Below are 26,229 nucleotides of genomic sequence, written 5' to 3' on the forward strand. Positions count from 1 at the left end.
GGCGTGGATCTACCGGCGCAAGGCACGACCACGCATGCATTGATCACGAAAGCACGCGCGCCACCACCGCCAACACCAGCAGATGTCCCACGTAGTACCCATAGAACATCCAGCGCCAACGTGGCAACTGCCACTGCACGCGCGCAGTCAGCAGCACTACAGGAATGGACAGCAGCGACCAGCCGTTCTGATTGACCCAGCACACCGCCGCCAAGGCAATCAGCAGCGGCCACCACGCGCAACGCCGGAACGCGATCCAGGCCAGCAGCACGCTGCCAACCCCGGCCCACTGGTAGTCCACGAACATCGGCAACACGCCTGCAGCCAGCAACAGCTGCACCGGTCGATTGTTTGCCAGCGCATGCACGGCGACTGCCGCCAGGGCAAAGGTCAGCAGGATGTTGAGCGGCAGCCAGGAACCGAACGCGAGTGCGTGCAATGGCTGCGCGATCAGCCCCCATAGGGCCAGCCGACGCATCGACTTGCGCAGGTCGGCCCCCGGCTGGGCCAGGTTGCAGGCCATCACCAGCGCGAACAGCGGGAAGGCGATGCGCCCCAGCTCACTGACCACCGGCACGTAGCCACCGAACACCACCTTGGCCACGTGATCGCCGGTCATGGCCAGTAACGCGATCCACTTCAGCAGCTCGCGCGCGCCGCTGCTGAGGCCGGGATCGAAGGTGAACATCCGTGTCGGGGTCGCTTGCATCATCGAAGCTTATGCGCATCGGCAAGCGCATTTCCATCACCGGGCAGGCAACCAGCGCTGCCGGGTGCCACGGGCGGGGGTATGCTGGCCGCCCCTGCTTGTGAGGCCCCTGCCATGCGCACCCTGTACCCCGCCATCGAGCCCTATCGCGAGTTCACCCTGAAGGTGAGCGATCTGCACACGCTGCACATCGAAGAGTGCGGCACGCCGGAGGGCATTCCGGTGGTGTACCTGCACGGTGGCCCGGGCGCCGGCATCTCGCCGACCCATCGTCGCTTCTTCGACCCGGCGCGCTACCGCATCGTGCTGATCGACCAGCGCGGCAGCGGCCGCTCCACGCCGTTCGGCGAACTGCGCGACAACACCACGCAGGATCTGGTGGCCGACATCGAGAAGGTGCGCGAGCATCTGGGCATCGAGCGCTGGCTGGTCTATGGCGGCTCCTGGGGCTCGACGCTGTCGCTGGCCTACGCACAGGCGCATCCGCAGCGTGCTACCGGCCTGATCGTGCGCGGCGTGTTCCTCGGCCGCGAGATCGAGAACCGCTGGTTCGCCGAGGCCAACGGCGGTGCACGCTGGATCTTCCCGGAGCGCTGGGACCGCTACGAGGCCTACATCCCGGAAGCTGAGCGTGGCGACATGATCGCGGCCTATTGGACGCGCATGGATGGTCCGGATGAGGCGACCCGCATCGAAGCCGCACAGGCCTGGCTGGGCTGGGAAGACAACGCCGCCACCCTGCAGCACGACGTGGATGCCGAATCCACCGATGATACGCTGGCTACGCTGGCGAAGGCCCGCATCGAGGCGCACTACTTCCGCAACGGCATCTTCCTTGAGCCGGACCAACTGTTGCGTGATGTCGATCGTATCCGTCATCTCCCGGGCGTGATCGTACAGGGCCGCTACGACATCATCTGCCCGCCGCGCAGCGCCTGGGATCTGGCCAAGGCCTGGCCGGAAGCCCGGCTGGAGATGGTGACCTCCGGGCACAGCGCCAACGAGCCGGCCACGGTGGATGCGCTGGTGCGCGCGACAGATGCCTTTGCCGACCGCGTCTGAGCAGATGGGTAGTGCCGGCCGCTGGCCGGCATTCCACCGTTCAAGGGTAGAGTCGTCTCCGCCCAACGGCCTCCCCGGGCATCTCTGCGCAATCGCCGCTACGCGGCCCGGTGAATGGCGGCCCACCGACACATGTCCACCCGGTCGGTTCTTCGCAGCCCGCTTACAGCCCCGCGCAGAAGATCCGGCCGTGGCCACCGCACCGGTGGTTCGCCCTTTCCCCAGGAGCACGCCATGACCGGTTTTCGCCACCTCCCCCTCGCCCTCGCGCTCTGTGCAGGCCTGCTGCTCGGCGCGTGCTCCAAGACCCAGGAGGCCAGCAAGGCAACGGCCGCCGAGGACGTGACCGAAGTAAGGCTCATCCCTGCCTACGAATCGTTGGACAAGGACAAGGACGGCATCGTCACGCTGGCCGAGGTGGATGCCGTCGCACCGGACTGGGCCGAACGCCTGCATGCCTGCGATACCGACCGTGACAAGACGTTGACCCGTGGCGAGTACGACGTGTGCAAGCAGACCAGCGCTTCGCATTGATCCATCACTGAACCCTCGATTGGCGCTACCGGTACCCGGCTATACCAAGGTATAGCCGGGCTAACCTACGGGCCTCTAGGACTGCCCCATTCAGGGGCGGACAATAGCGCCACTGGCCAGGGCAATCCTGGCCGGCACCCTCCCCTCATGGAGACGCAGATGGACCCCGACCCTGCCGGGTGCACCGCGCCCCGGATGCCCGCGTGTTGCCTGTTCCTGGCGCCTGCCCGCCGGTCCCTGCCTGCCTGAGTGACGGGGGACCGCCAGGTGCCGCCTGCCTGGAGATCGCCCCCATGTCCTACAAGATCCTCTACATCACCCTGCGCCGCCTGATCGGCGAGCGCGATGTTGCCGCGCTACGCAGCCAGCTGCTGCAGCACGGCCCGGTCACGTTTGCCCGTTCGCTGTCGCTCGGTTCGCCACGCGTGGTGGCCGACGCGCTGTCGCTGCTGCCGATCAGCGAGCGCATCAATGTGCTGCGCCACCTGCCCTATCCCCTGCGCGATGCGATGAAGCCGCTGTGCATCGGTGGCAGCCAGCGGCTGCACATGCAGCCGTGGTCACCGGCGGTGCTGGCGATGCGCCACGCCTGACCTGTTCCAACTATTCCGTTCGTGTTCCGGCCGCGGCCGGCTCTGACATTCGAGGAGAGTCCCATGAGCCTGCTCAACGCCTGGTTCAATGCCTTCCTGCGCAGCCGTCGCGCAGGCAACCTGTTCCGCCGCCGTGCGATGCCCGAAGCCGGCTTTGGCCCGGGCAGCGCCGAAGCGGCGCCGTTCGCGCTCACCACCGGCCTGGTCACCCTTGCCCAGCAGGAGGAAGCCGAACTGCTGGCCACGCTGGAGTCGCATGCCGATGGCCTCAGCCCGCATGAGGCCGGGGAGCGGCTGGCCACGCTCGGCCCCAACGAGGTGGATCACGAAAAGCCGCTGCCGTGGTGGCGGCACCTGTGGCAGTGCTACCGCAATCCGTTCAACCTGCTGCTGACCGTGCTTGCGGCGGTTTCCTGGCTGACCGAGGACATCAAGGCGACGATCGTGATTGGCGCGATGGTGCTGCTGTCCACATTGATCCGCTTCGTTCAGGAGGGTCGTTCGAACCGTGCGGCCGAGCGGCTGAAGGCACTGGTCGGCAACACCGCACGCGTGCTGCGCCGCAATCCCGGTACCGAGGCCGCCGATGTGGCCGACCAGTACTTCGGCGCGCACCTGCACAGCCGTCGCCCGGCACGCCTGCTCGACCTGCCGATCCGCGAGCTGGTGCCCGGTGACCATATCGTGCTGTCGGCCGGCGACATGATTCCGGCCGACTGCCGCGTGCTGACCGCCAAGGACCTGTTCGTGGCGCAGGCCGCGATGACCGGCGAGTCGCTGCCGGTAGAGAAGTTCGCGCACCCCGGCGACGGCCTGGCCGGCCTGCTGGAACAGCACAACCTGCTGTTCATGGGCACCAATGTGGTGTCCGGCACGGCCACCGCCGTGGTGCTGGCCACCGGCAACCGCACCTACTTCGGCACGTTGGCCCAGCGCAGCACCGCCACCGACCGTGCGCCGACCGCATTCCAGGCCGGCATCAACAGTGTCAGCTGGCTGCTGATCCGCTTCGCGCTGGTGATGGTGCCGTTCGTGCTGCTGATCAACGGCTGGACCAAGGGTGACTGGACCGAGGCATTCCTGTTCGCGCTGTCGGTGGCGGTGGGCCTGACGCCGGAGATGCTGCCGATGATCGTCACCTCCACCCTGGCCAAGGGTGCGGTGCTGCTGTCGCGGCGCAAGGTGATCGTCAAGCGCCTGGATGCGATCCAGAACTTCGGCGCCATGGAAGTGCTGTGCACCGACAAGACCGGCACGCTCACCCAGGACAAGATCGCGCTGGAGCGCCACACCGATGTGTTCGGTCACGATTCGGAAGACGTGCTGAAGTTCGCCTATCTCAACAGCCACTTCCAGACCGGCCTGATCAACCTGCTGGATCGTGCGGTACTGGAGCACGTTGAGCTGCAGAGCTCGCTGCGGCTGTCGCAGGACTACCACAAGGTGGACGAGATTCCGTTCGATTTCGAGCGCCGCCGCATGTCGGTGGTGGTCTCCGAGCGCGAGGACCACCATGAGCTGATCTGCAAGGGGGCAGTGGAAGAAATGCTGGCGGTGTGCAGCACCGTGCGCGAAAACGGCCAGGACATGCCACTGGACGAGCACCGCCTGGCCCGCGTGCGGCAGACCACCGAGGAACTGAACGAACAGGGCCTGCGCGTGGTGGCGGTGGCGATGAAGGAGACCGCCGCCAGCCAGACCACCTATTCGCAGGCCGACGAGTGCGACCTGACCCTGGTCGGCTACGTGGCCTTCCTGGACCCGCCGAAGGAATCGGCAGCGCAGGCGCTGCAGGCACTGGCCGCGCATGGCGTGGAGGTGAAGGTGTTCACCGGTGACAACGAGCTGGTCACCGCCCGGGTCTGCGCCCAGGTCGGGCTGGACGCCGACACCATCCTGACCGGCCCGCAGATCGAGCGCATGGATGACGGCGCGCTGTCGCGTGCGCTGCACCACCACCGCGTGTTCGCCCGCCTGACGCCGCTGCACAAGGAACGCCTGGTGCGCGAGCTGCGCGCACAGGGCAAGGTGGTCGGTTTCCTTGGTGATGGCATCAACGATGCCCCGGCACTGCGTGCGGCCGACATCGGCATCAGCGTGGACAGCGCCGTGGACATCGCCAAGGAGGCCGCCGACATCATCCTGCTGGAAAAGAACCTGATGGTGCTGGAAGAAGGCGTCATCCAGGGCCGGCGCACGTTCAACAACATGCTGAAGTACATCCGCATGACCGCCAGTTCCAACTTCGGCAATGTGTTCTCGGTACTGGTGGCCTCGGCCTTCCTGCCGTTCCTGCCGATGCTGCCGCTGCAGCTGCTGGTGCAGAACCTGCTGTACGACATCTCGCAGATCGCCATTCCGTTCGACAACGTGGACGAGGAACTGGTGCGCAAGCCGTTGAAGTGGAACCCGGCGGACATCGGACGCTTCATGGTGTTCTTCGGGCCGATCAGCTCGATCTTCGACCTGACCTGTTTCGCGTTGATGTGGTACGTGTTCGATGCGCGCACCGCCGCCGACCAGAGCCTGTTCCAGTCCGGCTGGTTCGTGGTCGGCCTGCTGACCCAGACCCTGATCGTGCACATGATCCGTACGCCGAAGGTACCGTTCCTGCAGAGCATCGCGGCGCCGCCACTGCTGCTGATGACCGGCCTGATCATGGCCATCGGCGTGGCCCTGCCGATGAGCCCGCTGGCTGGCTACTTCAAGCTGCAGGCCCTGCCGGCCGGCTACTGGCCGTTCCTGGTGGCGATCCTGTTCGGCTATGCGGTGCTGACCACTGCGCTGAAGCGGTTCTACATCCGTCGTTACGGCTGGCAGTAAGCGCCCGCCGCTTTGTCCAGGGAGAACCACAATGGACATCAATCCCAACCTGCCGGCGTTCAACGCCGGCGCCACGCTCAGCTCACTGATCAGCCTGTCGGTGGCGTTCGTGCTGGGCACGATCATCGGCCTGGAGCGGCAGCTGCGCCAGCGCACCGCCGGCCTGCGCACCAATACGCTGGTGGCGGTGGGAGCGGCGGTGTTTGTCGACCTCGCGGTGCGCTTCCATGACCTGTACGGTGGCCCGCCATCGCCGCTGCACGTGGTGGCCTATGTGATCTCCGGCGTCGGCTTTCTCGGCGCCGGCGCGATCATGAAGGACGGCGCCCAGGTGTCCGGCCTGAACACCGCTGCCACCCTGTGGGGATCGGCGGCGGTGGGTGCATGTGCCGGTATCAAGCTGCTGCCGGAAGCGGTGCTGGCCGCCATCTTCGTGCTGGCAGCCAACACGCTGCTGCGGCCGGTGGTGAACCGCATCCAGCGGCAACCGCTGCCGGAGGCGTTCAGCGAGGCGACCTATGCGATCAACGTGGTCTGCCAGCGCGAGCAGCAGGCCGAGGTGCTGGACCAGTTGTTGCTGCTGCTTGAGCAGGCACAGTACCCGGTGCGCGCGGTGGACCAGCGCCCGTTCGGCGAACGCGATGTGGAGATCGAAGCGGTGTTGTATGCCACCACGGTGGATGCCGGTGAACTGGATGCGGTGCTGGCAACGCTGGCGACCACGCCCGGTGTCCTGCAGGGGTTCTGGAACGCCAGCCTGGAGGAGTAGTGCCGGCCGCTGGCCGGCAACCTCATGAATTCCGGCAACACCACGCATTTGCCGGCCAGCGGCCGGCACTACCAGGCATCGTTCTGGCTTGTGCCGACCAACGGTCGGCACCCACCCCACGAGACCACGCCGACCAAGGTCGGCATCTACCGATGATGGCTTTGCTATCCTTTCCCCCCACGCCAGGGAGCTGTCCCGATGCCATCGCTGTCGCCTCGCCGCCCGCTGGTGCTGCTGGCCCTGATCGTCGTGATGGCGGCGATCTTCCTGATCGATACCGTCACCGACTACGCGGTCGCGGCAGCCTGCTTCTACGCCGCGGTCATCCTCGCCGCAGCGCGTGTGCTCAGCGCGCGCGGGTTGATCACGCTTGCCCTGGCCTGCATCGCGCTGACCGGGCTGAGCTTCTTCCTCACCCGCTTCGGCACCTACCGCATCGGCCTGGTCAACTCGGTGATCGGCATGCTGGTGATCGGCATCACCACCTACCTTGCCCTGAACATGGAAGCGGCCAAGGCCGCCGTGCAGGAGGCACAGGGCCGCCTGCTGCGGGTGGCGCGCGCTTCCACTGTGGGCGAGCTCACCACCTCCATCGCGCATGAAGTGAATCAGCCGCTGGCGGCCATCGCCAGCAGCGCGGAGGCCTGCCACCGCTGGTTGGCCCAGGACCCACCGAACGTGGACAAGGCCCGCCAGACCGTGGCCCGCATCCTGGCCGACACGCACCGCGCCGGTGACGTGATCGCCCGCATCCGCGGCCTGACCCAGGGCGCGGCACCAGAACGACGGGCCTTCGACCTGAACCAGGCGGTGGAGGAAATGCTGGCGCTGTCGCGCAGCGAGCTGGACCAGCATGGCGTGGCCGTGGCGCTGCTGCTGGACGCCGACCTGCCGCCGGTGCAGGCCGACCGCGTGCAGGTTCAGCAGGTGATCGGCAATCTGATCCTCAATGCGGTGGACGCAATGGAAGCCGTGCCGCCAGCCGACCGGCGCCTTTCGCTGCTGACCCGGCGTGACGGCCAGCGGGTCAGTCTCAGCGTGCGCGACCGGGGCGTGGGCCTGCCCGCCGATCATCCCGAGCGAGTATTCGATGCCTTCTGGACCACCAAGTCACACGGGCTGGGACTGGGCCTCAGCCTGAGCCGTTCGATGATCGAGGCCAACGACGGCCAGATCCGCGCCGAACGACCGGCAGGCGGCGGCGCCTGCTTCGTCTTCGACCTGCCCATCGCCACGGACGTTCAACATGCGTAAGCCCCCTGCCCCTGTCATCGATCCAGCACCCATCGTCTACGTGATCGACGACGACCCGTCGGTGCGCGCCGCACTGGAGGACCTGCTGGCCTCGATGGGCCTGCAGGTGCGCGCCTTCGCTTCCACCCAGGCGTTCCTCGAACACGAACTGGAAGATGCACCGGCCTGCCTGGTGCTGGACGTGCGCATGCCAGGCCAGAGCGGCCTCGAGTTCCATCGCACGATGGGCAGCCACGGCCTGCAGCTGCCGGTGGTGTTCATCACCGGCCACGGTGACATCGCCATGGGCGTCAACGCGATCAAGGACGGCGCCATCGAGTTCCTCACCAAACCCTTCCGCGACCAGGAACTGCTGGATGCCATCCACAAGGGCATCGAGATCGACCGCCAGCGCCGCCGCGACGGCGAGGCACTCGGCGCGCTGCAGCTGCGTTGGGACACCCTCAGTGCCGGCGAACGCGAGGTGGTCGACGGCGTGGTACGCGGCCGCCTCAACAAGCAGATCGCCGGCGACCTCGGGGTGAGCGAGATCACGGTGAAGGTGCGCCGCGCGCAGGTGATGCGCAAGATGGGCGCGCGCACCCTGGTCGACCTGGTGCGGATGTATGACCGCCTGCAGGCGGGCAGCGCTTGAACCCGCAAGCAGCCTATTCCGGCTCCGGCAGCGCGTAGACCAACCGGTAATCGTGGCGGCCTTCACTGATGGAGATCTCCAGTGTGCCGCTTAAACCGAGCAGTCCTTCACTGCCCGAATCGGGCACCACCACCACGCTCAGCTCCGGCGTCCCCCGGGTCATCAGACCGTTGTGCTGCAAGGTGAAAGCACCCTGACGCCCAGCCAGCGTGGCCGTTACCCGTTCCATCGCCACATAGCCCGCCGAGCCCTGCACCGGGCTGCGGAATGCCAGCATCTGGCCGACACTGCTGCCCTGCAGGTCACCATGGAAGACCTTGTCGATCGACATCACCCCGATCGGGCCATCGTTGCCACCGATCGGCAGCAGGTTCACTTCAAAGGTACCGCGCGCTTCGCCCTGCATCCTGCTCTCCCTCGACGATGGGTTTGAACGCTGCTACTTCTTCGTCGCCAGTACGATCACCCCGGCCACCACCAGGCCGATGCCGCTCCACTCCCGCAGGGTCGGACGTTCGCCCAGCAGCAGGTAGGCCAGTACGATCACCAGCACCACACTGAATTTGTCGACCACTGCGACCTTGGCCAGCTCACCACTCTGCAGCGCGCGGAAATAGAACAGCCATGAAGCGCCGGTAGCCAGTGCCGACAGCACCAGGAACAGCTGGGTGCGGCCCGACAGCAGCAACGGATTGGACCATTTGCCGGTGACCACCACCAGCGGCAGGATCACCGCGGCCACCACCAGGGTGCGGATCGCCATGGCCAGGTCCGAGTCGACGCCCTTGACGCCAACCTTGGCGAACAGCGCGGTCAACGCTGCGAACTCGGCAGACAGTCCGGCCCACAACAACCATTGCGGCAGGTTCTGCATGAAGTGCTGCTCCCGGTTCAAAGGGGGGGTGCCGACAACGCTACTCCCATTGCCCGCCCGCGCAAGTACGGCAACGGCACGTGCAGATCATGCGCGCTGCAGGCGACGCTTCAACTGCGTATCCATCAGGCCCACCGCCAGCAGCACCGCGCTGGTCAGCCAGCCAGCGGCCAGCAGATGGGTGTGCGGCAAGACCACGCCCAACACGACCAACGCCGTGGCGCCGATCAGATGCGAATACGGTGCGCGCCCGTACACAATGCGCTTGTACAAGGCGCTGCCCAGCAGATAGATCAACGGCCCCGCTACCAGCACCGTGGCGTAGACCGGGGTCACCGCTGCGCCAGGATGGTCCATGACCAGGTCATTGCCGACCGCGGTGGCGATGATGCCGGCGATCAGCAGCGCATGCACGTAGTGGAAGTTGGCGCCCATCCGCCCGGGGTCCTCGGAATGGGTGATCGCCGCAGTGGCGTCGCGGCTGGAGATGCCAAAGTACAGCCACCACATGGCGATGGTGCCTGCGAAGGTGGCCAGCACCGCCGAGACCACATCGCCGCTCCAGTGCTCGACCTCGCTGAGCACGCCGCCAGTGGCCAGCAGCGTCTCACCCAGGGCGACGATGACGAACAACTGGCAACGCTCGGCCAGGTGCCCGCCTTCGATGGTCCACTCGCGGGTGTGTGAGCGGCCCAACCCCGGAAACGCGAAACCGAACATCGGCGAGATGTACTCGCAGGCCACCGCCACCGCCCACAATGCCAGGCGCAGGTTGCCCTCGGCGGCAGCGCCCGCCAGCCAGAAGCAGGCCGACACGCTCACCCACGCCAGCATGCGGCGGAAATTGGGCGCCAGCGGGTGGCGACGCCCGACCTCCAGCAGCACGAACACCGTACGCCCGACCTGCATGGTGGCGTAGGCCCCCGCGAAGACCCAGGCGCGATCAGCGAAGGCCTCGGGAATGGACGAGGACATCAGCAGCGCCAGCAGCATGGTGACGAACAGCAGGCTGCGGATGCGTGGCGCCTCCGGATCGAACCAGTTGCTGACCCAGCAGGCGTACTGCCAGCCCAGCCAGACTGCGAACCACAGCACCAGCGTCTGCATCACGCCGACCAGGTCCAGGTGATGCAGCAGATGATGGCTGAGCTGGGTAACCGCAAATACGTAGACGAGGTCGAAGAACAGCTCTTCGTAGGTGACGCGGGCGTGGTGGCCATCGCGCTGGCGCAGGGCGGGCAGTCGCAGTCGTGTGCTCATGGCCGTCCTTCAGCGCGCCAGGCGCCAGTACAGCAGACCGGCCAGCAAGGCCGGCACGGCGAACACCAGCAGCAGGATCGGCAGCTCCTCGCGGACGGCGTAGCCTGCCTTGCTCACGCCCACCCACATGTTGGCCACCGTCACCAGCAGCCAGGTGGCGGTGAACGCAATCAGGGCCGCGGGCAGCTGTGACTGGCCTACGCTCCACAGCCGCCCGAACAGCAGGAATACCCCCAACAGCAGAACCCCACCCACCATCACCAGAAGCACGTGCATGGTCCATCTCCTTGAGCCTGCTGGCAGGCTAGCCGCGGCCGATTCTGCGCTCCAGCCGATGATCGTGGTTTCACCTTCCAGCCCCGACGAACAATCCGGGCCTGCGTGCCGCATGGCAAACGAGAACAGTTCCCATTAGTATTGCGTCATCGCGCAGGGATGCCCTCCCTGTGCCCGCCCTTTACCCCCACTGCCGTTCCGGATGTCCCGCCTGCCCTCTCCCTGCCCGCCTGCGCCGCCGCTGATGTCCTCGCTGGTGCGCCATTACGAGGAACTGGTGGAATATCTCCGCCGCCGTTTCCGCTCGCCGGGACTGGCCCGTGAGGTGGTGCACGATGTCTGCGTGCGCCTGCTGGAGCGCCCGGTCGCGCACGACGCACGCCAACCGGTCGCGCTGCTGCGGCGGATCGCACACGATGCCGCGGTGGACCGCTGCCGCGCCGAGGATCTGCGAAGGCACTGGGTGGAGGCACGTGCCGAGCTGCCCGATGACACCTGCCCGCGCCCCGGGCCGGAGCAGCAGGCGCAGGGACAGCAGGCAATGCAGCGACTGGGCGCGACCATTGAGCGCATGCCCTGCCGCCGCCAGCAGGTCTTCGTCCTGCACAAGATCCATGAACTGCCGCAGGCCGAGGTTGCCCGCCGCATGGGCATCGGCCTCAAGGCGGTGGAGCGCCACCTGCGCCTGGCCATGGCCGATTGCCAACTGTCGGCTGGCCTGCGATGAGTCCACAGCCGCCGCCGACACCGCAACCGCCGGTCCAACCCGCCACCACCGACCAGGTGCTGGACCAGCATCGGGATGCCCTGAAGGAACGCTTCCCCATGCCCAGCGCGGAGGCCCTGCAGCGTCGTCGCGGTGGGCGTGCGGCGAAGATCGTCCTGCCGCTGCTGCTGATCGCGGCCACTGGCGTGTTCATTGCCGACCCGGCATGGCAGGCGCATGACTATCGGACTGCGGTAGGCGAACGCCGCGACATCCGACTGCCCGATGGCAGCCATCTGCTGCTCGACGCCGGCACCCATCTGCAGGTCCGCAGGCACATTCGCTCGCGGCAGGTGTTGCTGGTGCAGGGCCAGGCCCGTTTCCAGGTGCAGCACTCGACCTGGCGCCCGTTCGAGGTCGAGGCCGGGCCGGTGCATGTGCGCAACTACGGCACGGTGTTCGACGTTGACCGGCAGGGCAACCTCAGCGAGGTAACCCTGTGGCGCGGCGAGGTGGGCGTGCGTGTGGATGGCGGGGGTACCGAGCAGCGCCTGAAGCCAGGGCAGCGTGTGCTGGCCCAGCCGGGATCGTTGTCGCCACCCGAGCCGGTCAGCCCGGATCGGGCCGACTGGACCCGTGGTCGCCTGCAGTTCGATCGCCTGCCGCTGGCCGAAGTGCTGCGCATCCTGCAGCGTTATCACGACCGCCCCATCGTGCTGGATGACCCGCAGCTGGGACCGCTGCAGGTCTCGGGCGTGTTCGATGCCGATCACGCCGAGACCGCCGTTGCGCTGCTGCCGGAGATCCTGCCGGTGCAGGTGCATACCGGCGCTGATGGCAGCCTGCATCTGCGCGCCCGCGATTGATTGCTCCCGCGAGGGTGGGTTGCGCGCCGTCCCATCCGGCAGGTGCTTGAACCCTTCCGAAGGACCCTTGCATGACCCGCCCTGTTCCGCCTGCCGCCCTGCGTCGGTTGGCCCCTGCCCTGCTCGCCGCCTGCCTGTGCGCGGCCCTGCCCGCCATGGCGCAGAGCGCTGCATCCGCGCCCGTCGAGCTTCACCTGCCCGCCGGCCCGCTGCATGCGTCGCTCAATGCGCTGGCGCGCCAGAGTGGCATCCAGCTGTTGTTCGCCGCCGACAGTGTGAGCGGCCGCAGCGCCCCGGCAGTTGATGGCCGCTACACCCCGCGTGAGGCCCTGCAGCGGCTGCTGGCCGGGCAAGGCCTGGCGATGCAGGAACGTTCGCCGGGTGTGTTCGTGGTGAATGCCGCGCCAGCGCCGGCGAAGCCGCGCACTCCGGCCCGGGCTGCATCATCGGCGCCGTCATCCGCCACGACGACGTCGCTGGCCCGCGTCACGGTGTCGGCCTCGACCGCACGCATGCCGCAGGGCGAGACCGCCATGCCCAACACCATCACGGTGCTGACCCGCGAGGACATCGCCCAGCAGCTGGCGCTGGGTTCGGATGTGTCGCGGGTGCTGTCGTCACAGATCCCGGCGTTCGCCCCGGCGCGCGAGAAGATGTCGAACTATGGCGAAACCATGCGCGGCCGCGGCATCCTGTACATGGTCGACGGCGTGCCGCAGTCGACGCCGCTGCGCGATGGCTCGCGTGATTCGCACACCATCGACCCGGCGATGATCGAACGCATCGAGGTCATCCACGGCGCCAACGCGCTGCAGGGCATCGGCGGTACCGGCGGCATCGTCAACATCATCACCCGCAATGCACCCAGCGAGCCGGGCGCGTTCCTGCTCGATACCAATGTCAGCTACAGCGCTGCCCTGCCCAGCCGCCACGATGACAACGGCCAGCGCGGCTCGGCCCTGGTGGGCGTGCGTGGCGAGCAGTTCGACCTGGTCGCCGGCCTGGCCTATGAGAAGCAGGGCCTGTACCACGACGGCGAGGGCCGATCGATCGGCACCAATGCGCAGGGCGAGCTGATGGACTCGACCTCATCGAACGTGTTCGCCAAGCTGGGCTGGAACATTGCCGAGGGCCACCGCCTGCAGGTGATGGCCAACCGCTACGAACTGCGCGGGCTGGACAACTACCTGGCCATCAACGGTGACTACCGCACCGGTCGCCCGACCATTTCGGTCCCCGGCGACACGCCGCTCGATCCGCCGATGAACCGCTCGCGTTCGCTGACCGTGGACTACAGCGCCGCCGACCTGCTCGGCGGCCGTTTCCAGGCGCAGGCCTTCGCGGTGGATTTCGAAGGACGCTACGGTGCCAGCCAGTGGGACCCGTGGGGCAACACCGGCGCCAATGCCGCCTGGGACCAGACCCAGAACGAATCGGACAAGCGCGGCTTCAAGCTGACCCAGAGCTGGGCCCGCATCGCCGACACCACGCTGGACGTGACCCTGGGCCTGGACGGCCTGCGCGACCGCACCCACCAGGTGCTGCTGGCCAGTGGCATGAACTGGGTGCCGCAGACCACCTACCAGAGCCTGTCACCGCTGCTGCAGCTGCACTGGTGGCCGACCGATCACCTGATGCTGTCCGGCGGCCTGCGTTACGAAAAGGGCGAGCTGGAAGTGGGTGACTACACCACCCTGCCCCGTTACGGCGCACGCAAGGTGGCCGGTGGCAAACCGACGATGAGCGAGACCCTGCCCAACTTCGGCGCGGTCTGGTACATCAACGATCGCCTGAACGCCTATGCCTCGTACTCGGAAGGCTACACCGTGGCCGACGTCGGCCGCGTGCTGCGTGCGATCAACCGCGACGGACAACGCGTGGACAGCCTCATCGACCTGTCACCGGTGGTGTCGGACAACCGCGAGATCGGCCTGGAGTACGACGATGGCCGCTTCAGCGGTGACATTGCCTACTACACCTCCGAATCCAAGCTCGGCTCGGTACTGATCTACGATCCAGGCATCGATGCCTATGCGGTGCAGCGCCAGGCCACCCGCGTGGAAGGCTTTGAAAGCAACCTGCGCCTGCGGTTGGGCGACAGCCGCCTCGGCCTGGGCTATGCACGCGCCAATGGCCGCTACGACGCCGACGTCGACGGTCGCCTCGACAGCGACCTGGCTGGTGTGAACATCGCACCGAACCGGCTGACCGCGTTCTGGGAACAGAGCTGGACGCCACAGCTGAGCACCCGCCTGCAGGCCAGCCATGCGTTCGACCGCGACTTCGACCTGCGTGGCGTGCAGGTGGCCGAGTTCAAGGGTTACACCACCGTGGATCTGGTCGCGCGCTACACGCTGGACAAGCATGCCTTCACGCTGGGCGTGCAGAACCTGGCAGACAAGCAGTACATCAGCTACTACTCGCAGACCACGCCGTCGAACCCGAGCTATTTCTCCGGCCGCGGCCGGGTGCTGACGCTGGGGTGGCAGTACCGGTACTGATCCATGGCGTCCTTATGGGAGCCATGAAATCTATGCGAGACGCGATGAAGGAGGCCCATGCTAGTTTCTGGGCCTCCTTCAAGCGGACGTGAATCATGCGTTCTACCCTGCTCGCCTTCGCCCTGGCCGTCGCTCTTCCGGCCGCCCACGCCAGCGCCGCCGAGGCACCGCTGCCACAACTGCGCGCCTATACCGTGGATGCATCCTGGCTGCAGCCGATGGCACCACTACAGATCGCCGACCACACCTGGCAGATCGGCACCGAGGACCTGACTGCGCTGCTGGTGCAGACCGCCGCGGGCGCTGTATTGCTGGATGGCGGCATGCCACAGATGGCCGGTCACCTGCTGGACAACATGACGTTGCGCGGCGTGGCTCCGCAGGACCTGCGATTGATCCTGCTCAGCCATGCGCATGCCGACCACGCCGGCCCGGTCGCCGAGCTCAAGCGTCGCACCGGCGCGCATGTGGCGGCCAACGCCGAATCGGCGGTACTGCTGGCACGCGGCGGCAGCGATGACCTGCACTTTGGCGACGGCATCACCTATCCGCCCACCAACGTCGACCGCATCATCATGGATGGCGAAGCGGTCACGGTGGGCGGCATCACATTCATCGCGCACTTCATGCCAGGCCATACCCCGGGCAGCACCGCCTGGACCTGGACCGACACCCGCGATGGCGAGCCGGTGCGCATCGCCTACGCCGACAGCCTGAGTGCACCGGGTTACCAGCTGAAGGGCAATCCCCGTTATCCGCGCCTGATCGAGGACTACAAGCGCAGCTTCGCAACGGTGCGGGCGCTGCCCTGCGATCTGCTGCTGACCCCGCATCCGGGCGCCAGCAACTGGAACTATGCCGCCGGCAGCAAGGCCAGCGCCAAGGCACTGACCTGCAACGCCTACGCGGATGCGGCCGAGAAGAAGTTCGACGCGCAGCTGGCCAAGGAAACGGCCGGGGCCCGCTGATTCTGCAAATCCTGTAGAGCCGAGCCTACGCTCGGCTTGCCGGCCGAACACAGCCGAGCATAGGCTCGGCTCTACACAAGGCGCGTCGAAAGGTGCCGGCCAGGACGACCGGCACCCACCGCCTATCAGCCACCCTGCCCGTGCTGGGCAAACGGCTCGGTGCTGCCGTCGGTGCGCACCAGCTCGACGGTATACGGCTGCACGTAGCCGTCAGGCATTTCCATTCCCGGCGAACCGGCCGGCATGCCGGGCAGCACCAGCCCGCGCGCCGCCGGTCGTTCGGCCAGCAGGCGCTTGATGTCCTCAGCCGGAATATGGCCCTCGACCACATAACCGCCGATCTCGGCGGTATGGCAGGACGCCTTGCCGACCGGTACACCCAGGCGGACCTTGATCGGGTTCATGTCATCGGTGTCGCGCACATCGACCTGGAAGCCGGCGGCCTTCAGGTGGTCGACCCAGATGCCGCAGCAACCGCAGCTGGCGGTCTTGTGCACGATGGCCACCGGCAAGGCCGGGTCGACCTTGGCCGGGCTGGCCTGGGCCTGGGCCGGTGCCTCGCTGGCGACCGGCGCCGCAGAGGATTCTTCGGCGGCACGAGCGCAGGCGGTGGTGGCCAGCACGGTGCCCAGCAGCAGGCCGAGGGAGAGAGTACGGTTCATTGAGTGATTCCTTTGCAGAGGCGGGCAACGTAGCCCGCCGCCCGCGCATCGAAGGCGCGGGCAGAGTCGAGAAGAAGGCGAGCAGCTACGGCAGGCGCGTGAGGCCTGCAGGAAATCACACGATCGGGGGCCGCATCGGGTCCGGCATCGGCGGCGGAGCGCGTTGCTGGGTACTGGCCGGAACGGGCGCCTCGCGCCATGGCGAGGCCGGCATTCCGTTCAATGTCGCCAGCATGCCCAGGCAGGCCGGCGGGCATTCGCACTCACCGCTCTGGCAGGCCGCCGGGGCCGCATCATCGCAACAGCCCGCCGCAGCCATCGCGGCCGAGTGCGGTGCAGCGCAATGGTCCTGGCTGGCCGGACCGCTGTACGAAGACGCGGCGAGCGCCAGCGCTGGTGCATTCAGCACCAGGGCGACAAGCAACATCCATCGCAGCAGCAGGCCAGGCAGGTTCACCCGCCGATGATAGCCGATGCGCGCGTCACGCAGTCGCCGCCGCCATTGCACTCATCCGCACCGGGATCGACTTGGCGGCGGGCGTGCCGCTGATGCGGTCGTAGTAGTCCAGCGGCAACAACGGGTTCAGTTCGGGGTAGTAGCCGGCCAGCGCGCCGCGCGGCATCGGGTAGTCCAGCACGGTCAGGCCTTCGATGCGCCGCTGCACGCCATCGCCGCTGATCGTCTCCAGGCTGACCAGCGCTTCCTTGTCCAGCCCGCGCGCCAGCCGGTCCTCGATGTTCATGAACAGCACCATGCGATCGTTGTACACGCCGCGATAGCGGTCGTTGTAGCTGTAGATGGTGGTGTTGTACTGGTCATGCGAGCGCACGGTGGCCAAGCGCAGCATGTCCGGGTCATGTACGGGATCGTCCACGTCCAGACCGGGCATCACCAGGATGTTGGCCTTGCCGTTTGGCGTGGGCCAGACGCGGCGGCGCGGCGGGATGTCCAGATGAAAACCATGCGGCTGCTGGATGCGCTCGTTGAAACCGGTGTAGATCTCCGGGTACACGGCCGCGATCAGCTCACGGATGGGTGCGTAGTCGTGCATGCAGCCTGCCCAGTCGACCTTGCTGCGTGGCAGCGAGGCCATCGCCATGCGGCAGACGATCTCGACCTCGGGCAACACATCGGCGCTGACCGGCTCGAGCACGCCCCGCGAGGCGGTCACATTGGACATCGCGTCTTCAATGGTGACGAACTGCTCGCCGGCCGGCGTCACGATGCGCTCCGAGCGCGCCACCACCGGCAGGATCAGCGCATCACGGCCATGAACCAGGTGCCCACGGTTGAGCTTGGTGGCGATCCCCACGGTCAGGTCCAGGCCGCGCATCGCTTCGTACGCACGCGGCGTATCGGGCACCGCATGGATGAAGTTGCCACCCAGGCCGATGAACACCTTGGCACTGCCCTCCAGCATCGCCTCGATGGATTCGACCACATGGTGGCCGTGCTCACGCGGCGGATCGAAGCCGAACACCTGCTGCACACGGTCCAGATAGGCCGGCTTGGGCTTCTCGTCGATGCCGACGGTGCGGTCACCCTGCACATTGGAATGGCCACGGATCGGCCCGATGCCAGCACCGGGCTTGCCGAAATTGCCACACAGCAACAGCAGGTTGGCGACCTGCTGCAGCAGGCGCGAGCCGTACTGGTGCTGGGTCAGCCCCATGCCGTAGCAGATCACGGTGGCATTGGAGCGGATGTAGATCTCCGCACAGCGACGGATCTGCGCCTGCGAAATGCCGGACACCTGCACGATCTGGTCCCAGTCCTGCGCCATCACGTCGTCGCGCAGCGCCTCCAGGCCCACCGTGTGCTCTGACAGGAAATCGTGGTCGAGCACGCGCTCGCCCTGCGCTTCGCGCTCGAACATCACCTTCATCATGCCCTTGATCAGGGCCAGGTCGCCGCCGATGCGGATGTGCACGAACTCACTGGTGATCTCGGTCGAACCGAACGTGGCCATCTGCACCACGTCCTGCGGCTCGGCAAAGCGGATAAGCGCGCGCTCGGGCATCGGATTGACGGCCACGATGGGAATGCCGCGTTTACGCGCCTCGACCAGGTTGCTCATCATCCGTGGCGAGTTGGTGCCGGTGTTCTGGCCGATCACGAAGATCGCCTCGGCGTGCTCGAAATCCTGCAGCACGATGGTGCCCTTGCCCACCCCGATGGCCGGCGGCAGGCCACGACTGGTCGGCTCATGGCACATGTTCGAGCAGTCCGGGAAGTTGTTGGTGCCGAACTCGCGCACGAAGATCGAATACAGGAACGCGGCTTCGTTGGGCGTGCGGCCGGACGTGTAGAACTCGGCCTGGTGCGGGCTGTCCAGCGCCTGCAGATGGCGGCCGATCAGCGCGAAGGCATCATCCCAGCTGCACGGCACATAGTGGTCAGTCGCCGCGTCGTAGCGCATCGGCTCGGTCAGCCGACCCTGCATCTCCAGCCAGTAATCGGTCTGCGCCATCAGTTCGGTCACGGTGTGCTGGGCGAACAGCTCACGACCGGCACGGAACTGCGTGGCTTCCCAGGCCAGTGCCTTCGCGCCGTTCTCGCAGAACTCCAGCTTCCTGCGTTCGTCGGCGTCGGGGAACGCGCAGCTGGGGCACTTGAAGCCGCCGGGCTGGTTCATCGCCAGCAGCGCCTTCGACCCCTTGCCGATCACGCTCTGCTGCAGCAGCACCTTGGCCGTGGCGCCGGCGGCTCCCCAGCCACCAGCGGGCTGGTTGTAGGGCTTGTAACGCGGCGGCTTCTGCTCGGACATGTTCGGGAACCTGACGGGAGGAACGCGGCAACAATGGGCACAACGCGGTCCGGTGGCGCTTTCAATCGCACGGCCAGCCCCACAGTCAAACACGGCCTGCGTGGCTTCGCCAGTGGGTGCACGCTGTTTTCAGCGCAGCCTGCCATGACAACGGTTACACCTGCGTCAGCGCATGGCCACTGCGCTATTCTCGATGCCGTGGGTGGTCCACCACCTGCGTATCTCTCTTGTCCGGACGCGCTGCATGCCTGATTCGACCCCACCGCACATCCCGCCTGCCGGCACGGCCCAGCGCCCGTTGCAGCGCTGGCGCAGCGAGGGGCAACAGCCGCAGGTCGACGTGGTGGCCGAGGAAGTGCCGGTGGCGCTGCGCTACAACGGCGCCGCCTTCGCAGTGATGATGGCCACGCCCTGCGACCTGGAGGACTTTGCGCTGGGCTTTTCACTCAGCGAGGGACTGATCGCTACGCCCTCGCAGTTGCTGTCGATCGACATCCGCCCGCAGCTGGAGGGCATCGAACTGCAGATGACGGTGACCGACGACGCGCCCGGCGCCGACCTGGATCCGGCCAATGGGCGCCTGCTGCCCGGCCGCGGTGGCTGCGGCCTGTGTGGCACGCGGCAGCTGGAGGAAGTGCTGCGACCGCTGCCCGAGGTGCGCGAACGGCGGAACTATCCGCCGGCGGCGCTGCAACGGGCGCTGGCCACGCTGGCGCAGCATCAGCCGATGAACGCGGTGAGTGGTTCGACCCATGCCGCGGCCTGGGCCGACGCCAGCGGTCGCATCGGCTGGGTGCGCGAAGACGTCGGCCGCCACAACGCGCTGGACAAGCTGATCGGCGCCCTGCATCACAATGAACACACGATCGAGGGTGGGCTGCTGGTGATTTCCAGCCGCGCCAGCTACGAAATGGTCAGCAAGGCCGTGCGGGCCGGGGTCAGCGTGCTGGCTGCTGTCTCGGCACCGACCGCGCTGGCGATCGATCTGGCCCGCAGTGCAGGCCTGTGCCTGGTCGGGTTCGCGCGGGAGAGCGGGTTCAATGTGTATACCCATCCCGAGCGGCTGCAGGCGGACGACAGCTAGAGTCGCCCCACCCCGGCCGCACCCTTCGGACCGGCCCGGGCGGCCCACTGCCACCCGGGCCAGGCCGCATCTCAGCGCAGCGCGACCTTCGGGAAGTCCACCGGCACGTCAAACGCTACGTTGACGTAGTTGGTGAACAGGTTGAGCGCCACGTGGGCGAGGATCTCGACGATCTGCTCATCATCGAAGCCGGCCGCACGCAGCGCCTGCACATCGCCATCGGCGATCTGCGCACGCTGCTCGACCACCTTCAGCGCGAAGTCCAATGCCGCCGAGGTGGCCGGATCGCTGGACTGGCCGATCTGCGCGGCGGCCATCTGCTCGCTGCTGGCACCGACCTTGCGGCCCAGCGCGGTGTGCGCGGCCAGGCAGTACTCGCAGGCATTGCGGTTGGCGATGGCCACCGCGATCTGCTCGCCCAGCAGCGGCGACAGGCGACCGCCGCCCAGCGCGCCGAACGAACCCCACATGCTCTGCAGGGCGGCCGGCGAGTTGGCCACGGCGCGGAACATGGCCGGGGTGGCGCCGAAGGCGGCGTGGACCTGGCCCAGCAGGGCCTGGCGATCAGCGGTGGTGTTGGCAGCATCGATCAGGGGGACACGGGACATGGTGGATCTCCTTGGGAAAGCGCCCGGGATTGGACGACCCGCTCATCCTAGGTAGACTCTCAGGACGCATCAGGCACAATCAGCTGCATATGTTGTCCATACGTCCATGAACTCACCCACCGACACTACCGCACCCGACCGCCTCTCCTCCCTGCTGGAACGCTTCCGGGTGCAGGCCGCGCTGTTCCACAGTGGTCCGCTGTGCGGGCGCCATGTCTTCGAGCCGCAGCCCGGTCGTGCGTTCCTGCACATCCTGCGCCAGGGTGAAATGGAGGTCCGTCATCCCGGGGGCGATACCGCGCTGCCCCGGTTGAAGATCGACACACCCAGCCTGCTGCTGTATCCGCAGCCGCTGCACCATGTGTTCTTCAACGCACCGCTGGATGGGCCCGATTTCACCTGCGCCACGCTGGACTTCGATGGCGGCGCGCGCAATCCGATCGTGCAGTCACTGCCACCGGTGATGGTGGTGCCGCTGGCGGCGATCGGCGAACTGGATGACACCCTGCACCTGCTGTTCGCCGAGGCCGATCGCCAGCGCTGCGGGTCACGGCTGCTGACCAACCGCCTGTTCGAGGTGGCGCTGATCCAGGTCCTGCGCTGGGTGGTGGACCACCCGGATGCGGCCGGCGTCAGCCATGGGTTGATGCGCGGGCTGTCCGATGCGCGGCTGGCCCGTACGCTGGTGGCGATGCACCAGGCGCCGCAGGACGAATGGACGCTGCCGCGCATGGCTGCGACTGCCGGCATGTCGCGCAGCGCGTTCGCGGCAGTGTTCAAGGAGGTGATGCAGGCGACGCCGGCCGCTTATCTGCTGGACTGGCGGCTGAGCCTGGCCTGCGCGCAGCTGCGGGCCGGCGTGGCGGTCAAGCAGGTGGCGATGGAGGTGGGGTTTGCCGATACCGCCTCGCTGTCGAAGGCGTTCCGCAAGCGGTTGGGGGCATCGCCGAGGGCGTGGTTGGCCGCGAGCGCAGCGCAGGCTGGGTAAATAGGTGAGGGGTAGAGTCGACCGCTGGTCGACTATTGCGCGAAGCGCGGGGGTTTCGTTGTCTGACCGAAGGGCAGCCGACCAGCGGTCGGCTCCACCACGGGCGATGTCGGCGCGCCGGCTGGCCGCTCAACTGGACGTTCCGTCAGGCTTCGCCAACAACCCGGCGATGCGCTCGGCCACACGGGCGCGCACGCCTTCATCCAGCTGGCCTTCGTACATCGCTTCGTAGATCCACAGGCCATCGGCGGCCAGCCGCGCCACGAAATTGTCGAGCGCGGCGCTGTCTTCCGCTGCACCCGCCTCCGGCGGCAGCGGTGCCCAGCGTCGCACCGCCGGTCCCCACGGGCGCTCATCGGCGTCCGGGTCGGCCGATTCCAGCATGAACATCAGCTCGGCACGGGTGGCACTCTGCGCCGATACACGCACGAAGGTCTGGTAGCGCTCCAGTGCCGTCGCTTCGTCCGCGCGCTTGCCCAGCAGCGTTTCCATCGACGTTTCCCAGGCCTGCACCAGGTGCTCGTCGATGCCGCGCAGCAGCGCCTCGCGCGACGGGAAGTGGTACAGCAGTCCGCCGCGGGTCAGCTTGGCCTCGGCCGCCACCGACTCGAAGGTCACCGCACGCACGCCGTCACGATTGATCACGTTGACGGCGGCGTCGAGGATGCGGTCGCGCTTGCTGGTTCTCATCGCTTCATTTTACGCGATCGGCCGCGCCCTCGCGGCTGCCAACGCGGCCACGCAGCAGGCGCGCCAGGATCGTCGCGCCCATCGCCAGCACTGCGGTGATCACCAGCAGCACGATCTGGTAGCCACGGTCATACGCGGCCGCGGCCAGTGCGAACCACTCACCCTGCCCGCTCTCGCGCGCGGCATGCAGCGCCTGGGTGAAACCCTCGCGGGCAAGCGCGGGCATGTCGGCCGAGACCGGCAGGAACGCGCTGTACATCGCGGCGCTCAGGCTGCCCAGCATCGCCACCGCCAGCAGGCCGCCGAACTCATAGGACACTTCTTCCACCGACGAGGCCATGCCCGCACGGTGCGCCGGCACGTTGTTGAGGATGGCAGTGGACGCCACCGAGATGGCCGAACCCATGCCGAAGCCGGTGATGGCCATGCCGGCGACCACCCAGCCCAGGCCGTGCGGGAAGCCGAACGCCACCACGCCGACACCCAGCGCGCCTGCGGCCAGGCCACCGCAGATCAGCGGGCGCAGGCCCACCCGGTGCAGGATGCTGCCGCCCAGCAGCGCGCTGGGCAGGCTGCCCAGTGCCGCCACCGAGACCAGCAGGCCCGCCTGCAGCGGCGTGAAACCTGCCACCAGCTGGAAGCGCTGGGTGGTGACCAGCTGCAGGCCGGCCATCGCGAACAGGGTGAATACTGCCGACAGCGTGCCGGCCAGGAACGCCGGATTGCGGAAGATCGCGAAATCCAGCAGCGGGTACGGCAGCTGCTGCTGGCGGCGTGCGAACGCCGCACCGCTGACGACGGCCAGCAGCAGCGCGCCTGCGCCCAGCGCATACGACGGCGGCGTAGCGATCAACGACTTGATCGCCAGCACCAGGCCGGACAGTGCAGCCAATGCCAGAACTGAAGACACCAGGTCCCACGGCCGCGAGGTGTCACGCTGGCCTTCCGGCGCCAGCAGCAGCGTGGCCACGAATGCGACCACCACCACCGGCACGTTGATCAGGAACACCGAGCCCCACCAGAAGTGCTGCAGCAGCCAGCCGCCAATGATCGGGCCGAGCGCCGCACCGACGATGGCCACTGAACCCCAGATCGCGATGGCGATGTTGCGTTCGCGCTCTTCGTGGAAGCTCAGGCCGATCAGCGCCAGCGTGGCCGGCATCATCGCGGCCGCGCCGATCGCCAGGAACGCGCGTGCGGCAATCAGCTGCGCTGCGGTGTCGGCGAACGCCGCTGCCAGCGAGGCGACGCCGAACACCACCAGGCCGATCAGGAACATGCGGCGGTGGCCGATGCGGTCGCCCAGCGTGCCCGCACCCAGCAGCAGGCCGGCCATCACCAGCGGATAGGCGTTGATGATCCACAGCGCCTGGCCGGCACTGGCCGAGAGTTCCTCGGTCAGGGTGGGCAGTGCGGTGTAGAGCACGGAGTTGTCGAGCGTGACCAGCAGCAGGCCAGCGGCGACGGTGAACAACAGTGCCCAGCGACGGGCACGCGACAGGGCCGGAGCACCGGCCAAGGGCTGGGACAAAGCCATGGGAGAACCTGATGGGGGATGGAGTACGGCCATAACTATACAGGATGTCCTGTATAGTTATGGCCGTCGGAGCCAGCCGGTTCAGCTTTTGTAGAGGCTGCCTTGCTCGGCTGAACCGCCAGCCAGGCATGGCCTGGCTCTACTGTTGAACGCCTACCGGCAGTCTTCCGGCAGCGCGGCAATCGCCGACACCACCGCCGCCTGCATGCCCTGCCCCACGGCCATGTCCAGCTCCCCGCCCGTTGCCCCATGCTGGCGCCGCAGTTCGTCCTCGCACAGCCCGCGCACCCGCGCACGGGCATTCGCGCGCAGGCTGCTGCACCGCCAATCGGTGCCGCCCAGCGGCAGCACCGAATACACCACGCTGTTGCACGCGTTGCCGGCGCGCTGCTGCAACGACAGTCCGCCGAAATCCCGCGGTTCACTGCTGCGTCGCGGGTCGAAATAGCTGTCGGGGAAGGTGCGCGCGTACTGCTCGATGTCCACCGCCATGCTGCCTCCACCGGCCAACGGCATCTGCAGCGGCTGCCCGCACGACGTCGCATCGGCGCGGTGCTGGATGTACTGATAGATCGGCCGGTCCAGCGAAGGATCCTGCTGGGTCACCGCGCTGACCGCCGCCAGCACCGGCAGCGACGCACGATTGGCCATGCGCGCCAGCAGTCCCGCCTGCGCCGGCTGGCAACGGTCGCGCAATGTTGCTGCGAGCAGGAACAGCACATCGTTGCGGAACGCGTGGTCGTCACCCAGGCGCTGTTCGATACGCTGGCTGGCATCGGACGCCGGTGCCGGAAACGCGACCGCCGGCGGCGCGATGGGTGCGCGCTGCCGCTGCCACCACACCAGCAGTACCACCGCGCCCAGCAGCACGCCGGCAGCCATGATCCATCGCCTGCGCATCAGTTGCGGATCGCCGTCAGCGTGGCTGCCGCGGCATCGTAGGACGCGCTGGCGATATCTGCATCGAAGCGTTTCACCTGCAGACGGCCGGCAAGCCGGTACGGATCCCACAGATCGCCCAGCGCGATCGGCGTGGCCAGGGTCACGTGGATGATCTGGTTTGGCGGCGGTGGTGGCACATGGATGCAGGCGCCGTAGAACGGCACGAACAGCAGTTCATCCACCAATCCTGCATCGTTGGTACCGAGCGGCACCACGTAGCCATCCAGATCCACCGCGCGACCATCGACAGCATCGACCACGCGCGAAGAGCCGAACTGCTTGGCGCGGTCCGGGCTGGAATGGTCGATCTCCAACCCCGGTGGCGTGCCCGAGCCGGTGTCATCGATCAGGCCACCCACGCCGTCCATGCCATTGCGTGACAACCCGATCTGCGGAGGTGGACGCTGGTAGGTCACTTCGTCCGGCCGCAAGGCGTCCCAGCGATCAATGGCGGCTTCGGCCGTGGCAGAGGACGCCGGTTTGTCCTGCGGCGTTACCACCACCGCATCGCCGCCCGGCGCCGTACAGCCCGCCAACCACAGGCATCCCAACGCCAGTAACAGGTGACTACGGTTCATAGGGCCTCAGCTGTGCGTCACGCATGGTGTAGGCCGAACCGGCCAGATCGTCGTCCAAGCGTTCGGCCCGCAGGGTGCCGGCCAGGAAGAACGGCGAATACATGTCGGGCATGTCGATCGGGCGCGGCAGCACCACGTGCACGATCTGGTTCGGCGGTGGTGGTGGCACGTGGATGCAGGCGCCGTAGTACGGCACGAACAGGAACTCGGTCAACCGCCCGTCCTGCGCGTTGGCCAGCGGAACCACGTAACCCGGCAGGCGCACCGGCCGCTGCAGCACCGTGTCCACCGTGCGGAAGGTGCCGAACTGCGGCATGCGCCGGTTGCCGTTGTGCTCGACTTCCGGGCCCTCGCCCCGCTCCAGCGCGGCCAGCTCGTCCCTCGGCATCATCTGCAGCCAATCCAGCTCCTGCTCCGCAGCAATTGCAGGGTCATCACGGTCGACCACCGGCGCGGGCGGCAAGGCCTGCACGCCGGTGTCCACCGGCCGCTCGCAGGCAACCAGGGCAAGCACCATCGGCAGCGACAGCATCCAGCGCATGC

Annotated in this window: 27 protein-coding genes; 13 read left to right on the forward strand and 14 right to left on the reverse strand. The window is 67.3% G+C overall.

Going from position 1 to position 26,229, the window contains the following annotated elements; genetic code table 11:
• Positions 1–43 precede the first annotated feature (43 nt).
• Positions 44–709: a TraX family protein gene (locus ACZK4H_RS11720; protein WP_099551065.1), complete on the reverse strand. Its 666-nt coding sequence runs from the start codon at positions 707–709 to the stop codon at positions 44–46.
• Positions 710–823: 114 nt separating this feature from the next.
• Between ACZK4H_RS11720 and pip the strand changes: the two genes are divergently transcribed.
• The 7 genes from pip to ACZK4H_RS11755 all read left to right on the forward strand — a co-directional run bounded on the left by pip (position 824) and on the right by ACZK4H_RS11755 (position 8,378).
• Positions 824–1,771 (forward strand): prolyl aminopeptidase, encoded by a 948-nt coding sequence (gene pip / locus ACZK4H_RS11725; protein WP_099551052.1) that lies wholly within the window; start codon positions 824–826, stop codon positions 1,769–1,771.
• A 234-nt stretch (positions 1,772–2,005) separates the two neighbouring features.
• Complete coding sequence (locus tag ACZK4H_RS11730) at positions 2,006–2,305, forward strand: EF-hand domain-containing protein (RefSeq protein ID WP_099551053.1); 300 nt, start codon at positions 2,006–2,008, stop codon at positions 2,303–2,305.
• A 293-nt stretch (positions 2,306–2,598) separates the two neighbouring features.
• Positions 2,599–2,898, forward strand: a complete 300-nt coding sequence (locus ACZK4H_RS11735) for a hypothetical protein (RefSeq protein WP_099481573.1) — start codon at positions 2,599–2,601, stop codon at positions 2,896–2,898.
• A 63-nt stretch (positions 2,899–2,961) separates the two neighbouring features.
• On the forward strand, positions 2,962–5,721 hold the full coding sequence (gene mgtA, locus ACZK4H_RS11740) for a magnesium-translocating P-type ATPase (protein WP_099551054.1): 2,760 nt from the start codon (positions 2,962–2,964) through the stop codon (positions 5,719–5,721).
• Positions 5,722–5,752: 31 nt separating this feature from the next.
• Positions 5,753–6,490 (forward strand): MgtC/SapB family protein, encoded by a 738-nt coding sequence (locus tag ACZK4H_RS11745; RefSeq protein ID WP_099551055.1) that lies wholly within the window; start codon positions 5,753–5,755, stop codon positions 6,488–6,490.
• Between the two features lie 198 nt (positions 6,491–6,688).
• Entirely contained in the window at positions 6,689–7,744 is a 1,056-nt protein-coding gene (locus tag ACZK4H_RS11750; protein ID WP_099551056.1) for a sensor histidine kinase, read from the forward strand.
• The gene (locus ACZK4H_RS11755; protein WP_099551057.1) at positions 7,737–8,378 is read left to right on the forward strand and encodes a response regulator transcription factor; all 642 of its coding nucleotides are present in this window, start codon (positions 7,737–7,739) and stop codon (positions 8,376–8,378) included. Before ACZK4H_RS11750 ends, ACZK4H_RS11755 begins: the two co-directional genes overlap by 8 nt.
• 13 nt (positions 8,379–8,391) lie before the next feature.
• Here ACZK4H_RS11755 and ACZK4H_RS11760 read toward each other — a convergent pair whose 3' ends face one another.
• From ACZK4H_RS11760 to ACZK4H_RS11775, 4 genes are all read right to left on the reverse strand, one after another.
• Positions 8,392–8,784: a DUF3224 domain-containing protein gene (locus ACZK4H_RS11760; protein WP_099551058.1), complete on the reverse strand. Its 393-nt coding sequence runs from the start codon at positions 8,782–8,784 to the stop codon at positions 8,392–8,394.
• A gap of 33 nt (positions 8,785–8,817) precedes the next feature.
• Positions 8,818–9,252: an EamA family transporter gene (locus ACZK4H_RS11765; RefSeq protein WP_099551059.1), complete on the reverse strand. Its 435-nt coding sequence runs from the start codon at positions 9,250–9,252 to the stop codon at positions 8,818–8,820.
• Positions 9,253–9,339: 87 nt separating this feature from the next.
• A complete protein-coding gene (locus ACZK4H_RS11770; protein WP_099551060.1) occupies positions 9,340–10,512 on the reverse strand; it encodes a low temperature requirement protein A in 1,173 nt (390 codons plus the stop codon).
• A gap of 9 nt (positions 10,513–10,521) precedes the next feature.
• On the reverse strand, positions 10,522–10,788 hold the full coding sequence (locus ACZK4H_RS11775; protein ID WP_099551061.1) for a hypothetical protein: 267 nt from the start codon (positions 10,786–10,788) through the stop codon (positions 10,522–10,524).
• 202 nt (positions 10,789–10,990) lie between these two features.
• Between ACZK4H_RS11775 and ACZK4H_RS11780 the strand changes: the two genes are divergently transcribed.
• The 4 genes from ACZK4H_RS11780 (at position 10,991) to blaL1 (ending at position 15,829) form a co-directional block, all read left to right on the forward strand.
• On the forward strand, positions 10,991–11,515 hold the full coding sequence (locus tag ACZK4H_RS11780; protein WP_099550930.1) for an RNA polymerase sigma factor: 525 nt from the start codon (positions 10,991–10,993) through the stop codon (positions 11,513–11,515).
• Positions 11,512–12,360, forward strand: coding sequence for a FecR family protein (locus ACZK4H_RS11785; protein WP_099550931.1), 849 nt, complete (start codon positions 11,512–11,514; stop codon positions 12,358–12,360). The genes ACZK4H_RS11780 and ACZK4H_RS11785 overlap by 4 nt, the downstream gene beginning before the upstream one ends.
• 71 nt (positions 12,361–12,431) lie before the next feature.
• The gene (locus ACZK4H_RS11790) at positions 12,432–14,861 is read left to right on the forward strand and encodes a TonB-dependent receptor (protein ID WP_099550932.1); all 2,430 of its coding nucleotides are present in this window, start codon (positions 12,432–12,434) and stop codon (positions 14,859–14,861) included.
• 95 nt (positions 14,862–14,956) lie between these two features.
• Positions 14,957–15,829 carry a L1 family subclass B3 metallo-beta-lactamase gene (gene blaL1, locus ACZK4H_RS11795; protein WP_099550933.1) on the forward strand — a complete coding sequence of 291 codons (873 nt, stop codon included), beginning with the start codon at positions 14,957–14,959 and terminating at the stop codon, positions 15,827–15,829.
• A 125-nt stretch (positions 15,830–15,954) separates the two neighbouring features.
• Here the strand turns inward: blaL1 and ACZK4H_RS11800 are convergent, their stop codons facing one another.
• The 3 genes from ACZK4H_RS11800 to ACZK4H_RS11810 all read right to left on the reverse strand — a co-directional run bounded on the left by ACZK4H_RS11800 (position 15,955) and on the right by ACZK4H_RS11810 (position 19,259).
• Positions 15,955–16,491 (reverse strand): DUF411 domain-containing protein, encoded by a 537-nt coding sequence (locus tag ACZK4H_RS11800; RefSeq protein WP_099550934.1) that lies wholly within the window; start codon positions 16,489–16,491, stop codon positions 15,955–15,957.
• Between the two features lie 115 nt (positions 16,492–16,606).
• The gene (locus ACZK4H_RS11805; protein WP_099550935.1) at positions 16,607–16,948 is read right to left on the reverse strand and encodes a hypothetical protein; all 342 of its coding nucleotides are present in this window, start codon (positions 16,946–16,948) and stop codon (positions 16,607–16,609) included.
• A 25-nt stretch (positions 16,949–16,973) separates the two neighbouring features.
• Entirely contained in the window at positions 16,974–19,259 is a 2,286-nt protein-coding gene (locus ACZK4H_RS11810; protein ID WP_099550936.1) for an FdhF/YdeP family oxidoreductase, read from the reverse strand.
• 244 nt (positions 19,260–19,503) lie between these two features.
• Here ACZK4H_RS11810 and fdhD point away from each other — a divergent pair, with 244 nt between their 5' ends.
• Positions 19,504–20,343, forward strand: coding sequence for a formate dehydrogenase accessory sulfurtransferase FdhD (gene fdhD, locus ACZK4H_RS11815; RefSeq protein ID WP_099550937.1), 840 nt, complete (start codon positions 19,504–19,506; stop codon positions 20,341–20,343).
• A 71-nt stretch (positions 20,344–20,414) separates the two neighbouring features.
• Here fdhD and ACZK4H_RS11820 read toward each other — a convergent pair whose 3' ends face one another.
• Positions 20,415–20,951 carry a carboxymuconolactone decarboxylase family protein gene (locus tag ACZK4H_RS11820; protein WP_099550938.1) on the reverse strand — a complete coding sequence of 179 codons (537 nt, stop codon included), beginning with the start codon at positions 20,949–20,951 and terminating at the stop codon, positions 20,415–20,417.
• Positions 20,952–21,057: 106 nt separating this feature from the next.
• Between ACZK4H_RS11820 and ACZK4H_RS11825 the strand changes: the two genes are divergently transcribed.
• Positions 21,058–21,939 (forward strand): AraC family transcriptional regulator, encoded by an 882-nt coding sequence (locus ACZK4H_RS11825; RefSeq protein ID WP_099550939.1) that lies wholly within the window; start codon positions 21,058–21,060, stop codon positions 21,937–21,939.
• A gap of 129 nt (positions 21,940–22,068) precedes the next feature.
• On the opposite strand, the gene ACZK4H_RS11830 is transcribed toward ACZK4H_RS11825, so the two are convergent.
• The 5 genes from ACZK4H_RS11830 to ACZK4H_RS11850 all read right to left on the reverse strand — a co-directional run bounded on the left by ACZK4H_RS11830 (position 22,069) and on the right by ACZK4H_RS11850 (position 26,227).
• Positions 22,069–22,629 (reverse strand): TetR/AcrR family transcriptional regulator, encoded by a 561-nt coding sequence (locus ACZK4H_RS11830; RefSeq protein WP_099550940.1) that lies wholly within the window; start codon positions 22,627–22,629, stop codon positions 22,069–22,071.
• A 4-nt stretch (positions 22,630–22,633) separates the two neighbouring features.
• Positions 22,634–24,166, reverse strand: a complete 1,533-nt coding sequence (locus ACZK4H_RS11835; protein ID WP_099550941.1) for an MFS transporter — start codon at positions 24,164–24,166, stop codon at positions 22,634–22,636.
• A 153-nt stretch (positions 24,167–24,319) separates the two neighbouring features.
• Positions 24,320–25,066, reverse strand: coding sequence for a hypothetical protein (locus tag ACZK4H_RS11840; protein ID WP_099550942.1), 747 nt, complete (start codon positions 25,064–25,066; stop codon positions 24,320–24,322).
• On the reverse strand, positions 25,066–25,686 hold the full coding sequence (locus tag ACZK4H_RS11845) for a DUF3299 domain-containing protein (protein ID WP_099550943.1): 621 nt from the start codon (positions 25,684–25,686) through the stop codon (positions 25,066–25,068). The genes ACZK4H_RS11840 and ACZK4H_RS11845 overlap by 1 nt, the downstream gene beginning before the upstream one ends.
• Positions 25,676–26,227, reverse strand: coding sequence for a DUF3299 domain-containing protein (locus ACZK4H_RS11850; protein ID WP_099550944.1), 552 nt, complete (start codon positions 26,225–26,227; stop codon positions 25,676–25,678). Before ACZK4H_RS11850 ends, ACZK4H_RS11845 begins: the two co-directional genes overlap by 11 nt.
• Positions 26,228–26,229 lie beyond the last annotated feature (2 nt).

Source organism: Stenotrophomonas sp. 78350_Sma, from assembly GCF_056482105.1.

Excerpts from the sequence above, each read along its gene's own strand:
- ACZK4H_RS11810 (WP_099550936.1), bottom strand. The coding sequence starts at position 19,259 with ATGTCCGAGCAGAAGCCGCCGCGTTACAAGCCCTACAACCAGCCCGCT.
- ACZK4H_RS11735 (WP_099481573.1), top strand. The coding sequence starts at position 2,599 with ATGTCCTACAAGATCCTCTACATCACCCTGCGCCGCCTGATCGGCGAG.
- ACZK4H_RS11760 (WP_099551058.1), bottom strand. The coding sequence starts at position 8,784 with ATGCAGGGCGAAGCGCGCGGTACCTTTGAAGTGAACCTGCTGCCGATC.
- ACZK4H_RS11720 (WP_099551065.1), bottom strand. The coding sequence starts at position 709 with ATGCAAGCGACCCCGACACGGATGTTCACCTTCGATCCCGGCCTCAGC.
- ACZK4H_RS11835 (WP_099550941.1), bottom strand. The coding sequence starts at position 24,166 with ATGGCTTTGTCCCAGCCCTTGGCCGGTGCTCCGGCCCTGTCGCGTGCC.
- ACZK4H_RS11775 (WP_099551061.1), bottom strand. The coding sequence starts at position 10,788 with ATGCACGTGCTTCTGGTGATGGTGGGTGGGGTTCTGCTGTTGGGGGTA.
- ACZK4H_RS11780 (WP_099550930.1), top strand. The coding sequence starts at position 10,991 with ATGTCCCGCCTGCCCTCTCCCTGCCCGCCTGCGCCGCCGCTGATGTCC.
- ACZK4H_RS11790 (WP_099550932.1), top strand. The coding sequence starts at position 12,432 with ATGACCCGCCCTGTTCCGCCTGCCGCCCTGCGTCGGTTGGCCCCTGCC.
- ACZK4H_RS11745 (WP_099551055.1), top strand. The coding sequence starts at position 5,753 with ATGGACATCAATCCCAACCTGCCGGCGTTCAACGCCGGCGCCACGCTC.
- ACZK4H_RS11750 (WP_099551056.1), top strand. The coding sequence starts at position 6,689 with ATGCCATCGCTGTCGCCTCGCCGCCCGCTGGTGCTGCTGGCCCTGATC.
- ACZK4H_RS11850 (WP_099550944.1), bottom strand. The coding sequence starts at position 26,227 with ATGCGCTGGATGCTGTCGCTGCCGATGGTGCTTGCCCTGGTTGCCTGC.
- mgtA (WP_099551054.1), top strand. The coding sequence starts at position 2,962 with ATGAGCCTGCTCAACGCCTGGTTCAATGCCTTCCTGCGCAGCCGTCGC.
- ACZK4H_RS11820 (WP_099550938.1), bottom strand. The coding sequence starts at position 20,951 with ATGTCCCGTGTCCCCCTGATCGATGCTGCCAACACCACCGCTGATCGC.
- ACZK4H_RS11765 (WP_099551059.1), bottom strand. The coding sequence starts at position 9,252 with ATGCAGAACCTGCCGCAATGGTTGTTGTGGGCCGGACTGTCTGCCGAG.
- ACZK4H_RS11770 (WP_099551060.1), bottom strand. The coding sequence starts at position 10,512 with ATGAGCACACGACTGCGACTGCCCGCCCTGCGCCAGCGCGATGGCCAC.
- ACZK4H_RS11755 (WP_099551057.1), top strand. The coding sequence starts at position 7,737 with ATGCGTAAGCCCCCTGCCCCTGTCATCGATCCAGCACCCATCGTCTAC.
- ACZK4H_RS11825 (WP_099550939.1), top strand. The coding sequence starts at position 21,058 with ATGAACTCACCCACCGACACTACCGCACCCGACCGCCTCTCCTCCCTG.
- ACZK4H_RS11785 (WP_099550931.1), top strand. The coding sequence starts at position 11,512 with ATGAGTCCACAGCCGCCGCCGACACCGCAACCGCCGGTCCAACCCGCC.
- pip (WP_099551052.1), top strand. The coding sequence starts at position 824 with ATGCGCACCCTGTACCCCGCCATCGAGCCCTATCGCGAGTTCACCCTG.
- ACZK4H_RS11840 (WP_099550942.1), bottom strand. The coding sequence starts at position 25,066 with ATGCGCAGGCGATGGATCATGGCTGCCGGCGTGCTGCTGGGCGCGGTG.
- ACZK4H_RS11830 (WP_099550940.1), bottom strand. The coding sequence starts at position 22,629 with ATGAGAACCAGCAAGCGCGACCGCATCCTCGACGCCGCCGTCAACGTG.
- blaL1 (WP_099550933.1), top strand. The coding sequence starts at position 14,957 with ATGCGTTCTACCCTGCTCGCCTTCGCCCTGGCCGTCGCTCTTCCGGCC.
- ACZK4H_RS11845 (WP_099550943.1), bottom strand. The coding sequence starts at position 25,686 with ATGAACCGTAGTCACCTGTTACTGGCGTTGGGATGCCTGTGGTTGGCG.
- ACZK4H_RS11730 (WP_099551053.1), top strand. The coding sequence starts at position 2,006 with ATGACCGGTTTTCGCCACCTCCCCCTCGCCCTCGCGCTCTGTGCAGGC.
- ACZK4H_RS11800 (WP_099550934.1), bottom strand. The coding sequence starts at position 16,491 with ATGAACCGTACTCTCTCCCTCGGCCTGCTGCTGGGCACCGTGCTGGCC.
- fdhD (WP_099550937.1), top strand. The coding sequence starts at position 19,504 with ATGCCTGATTCGACCCCACCGCACATCCCGCCTGCCGGCACGGCCCAG.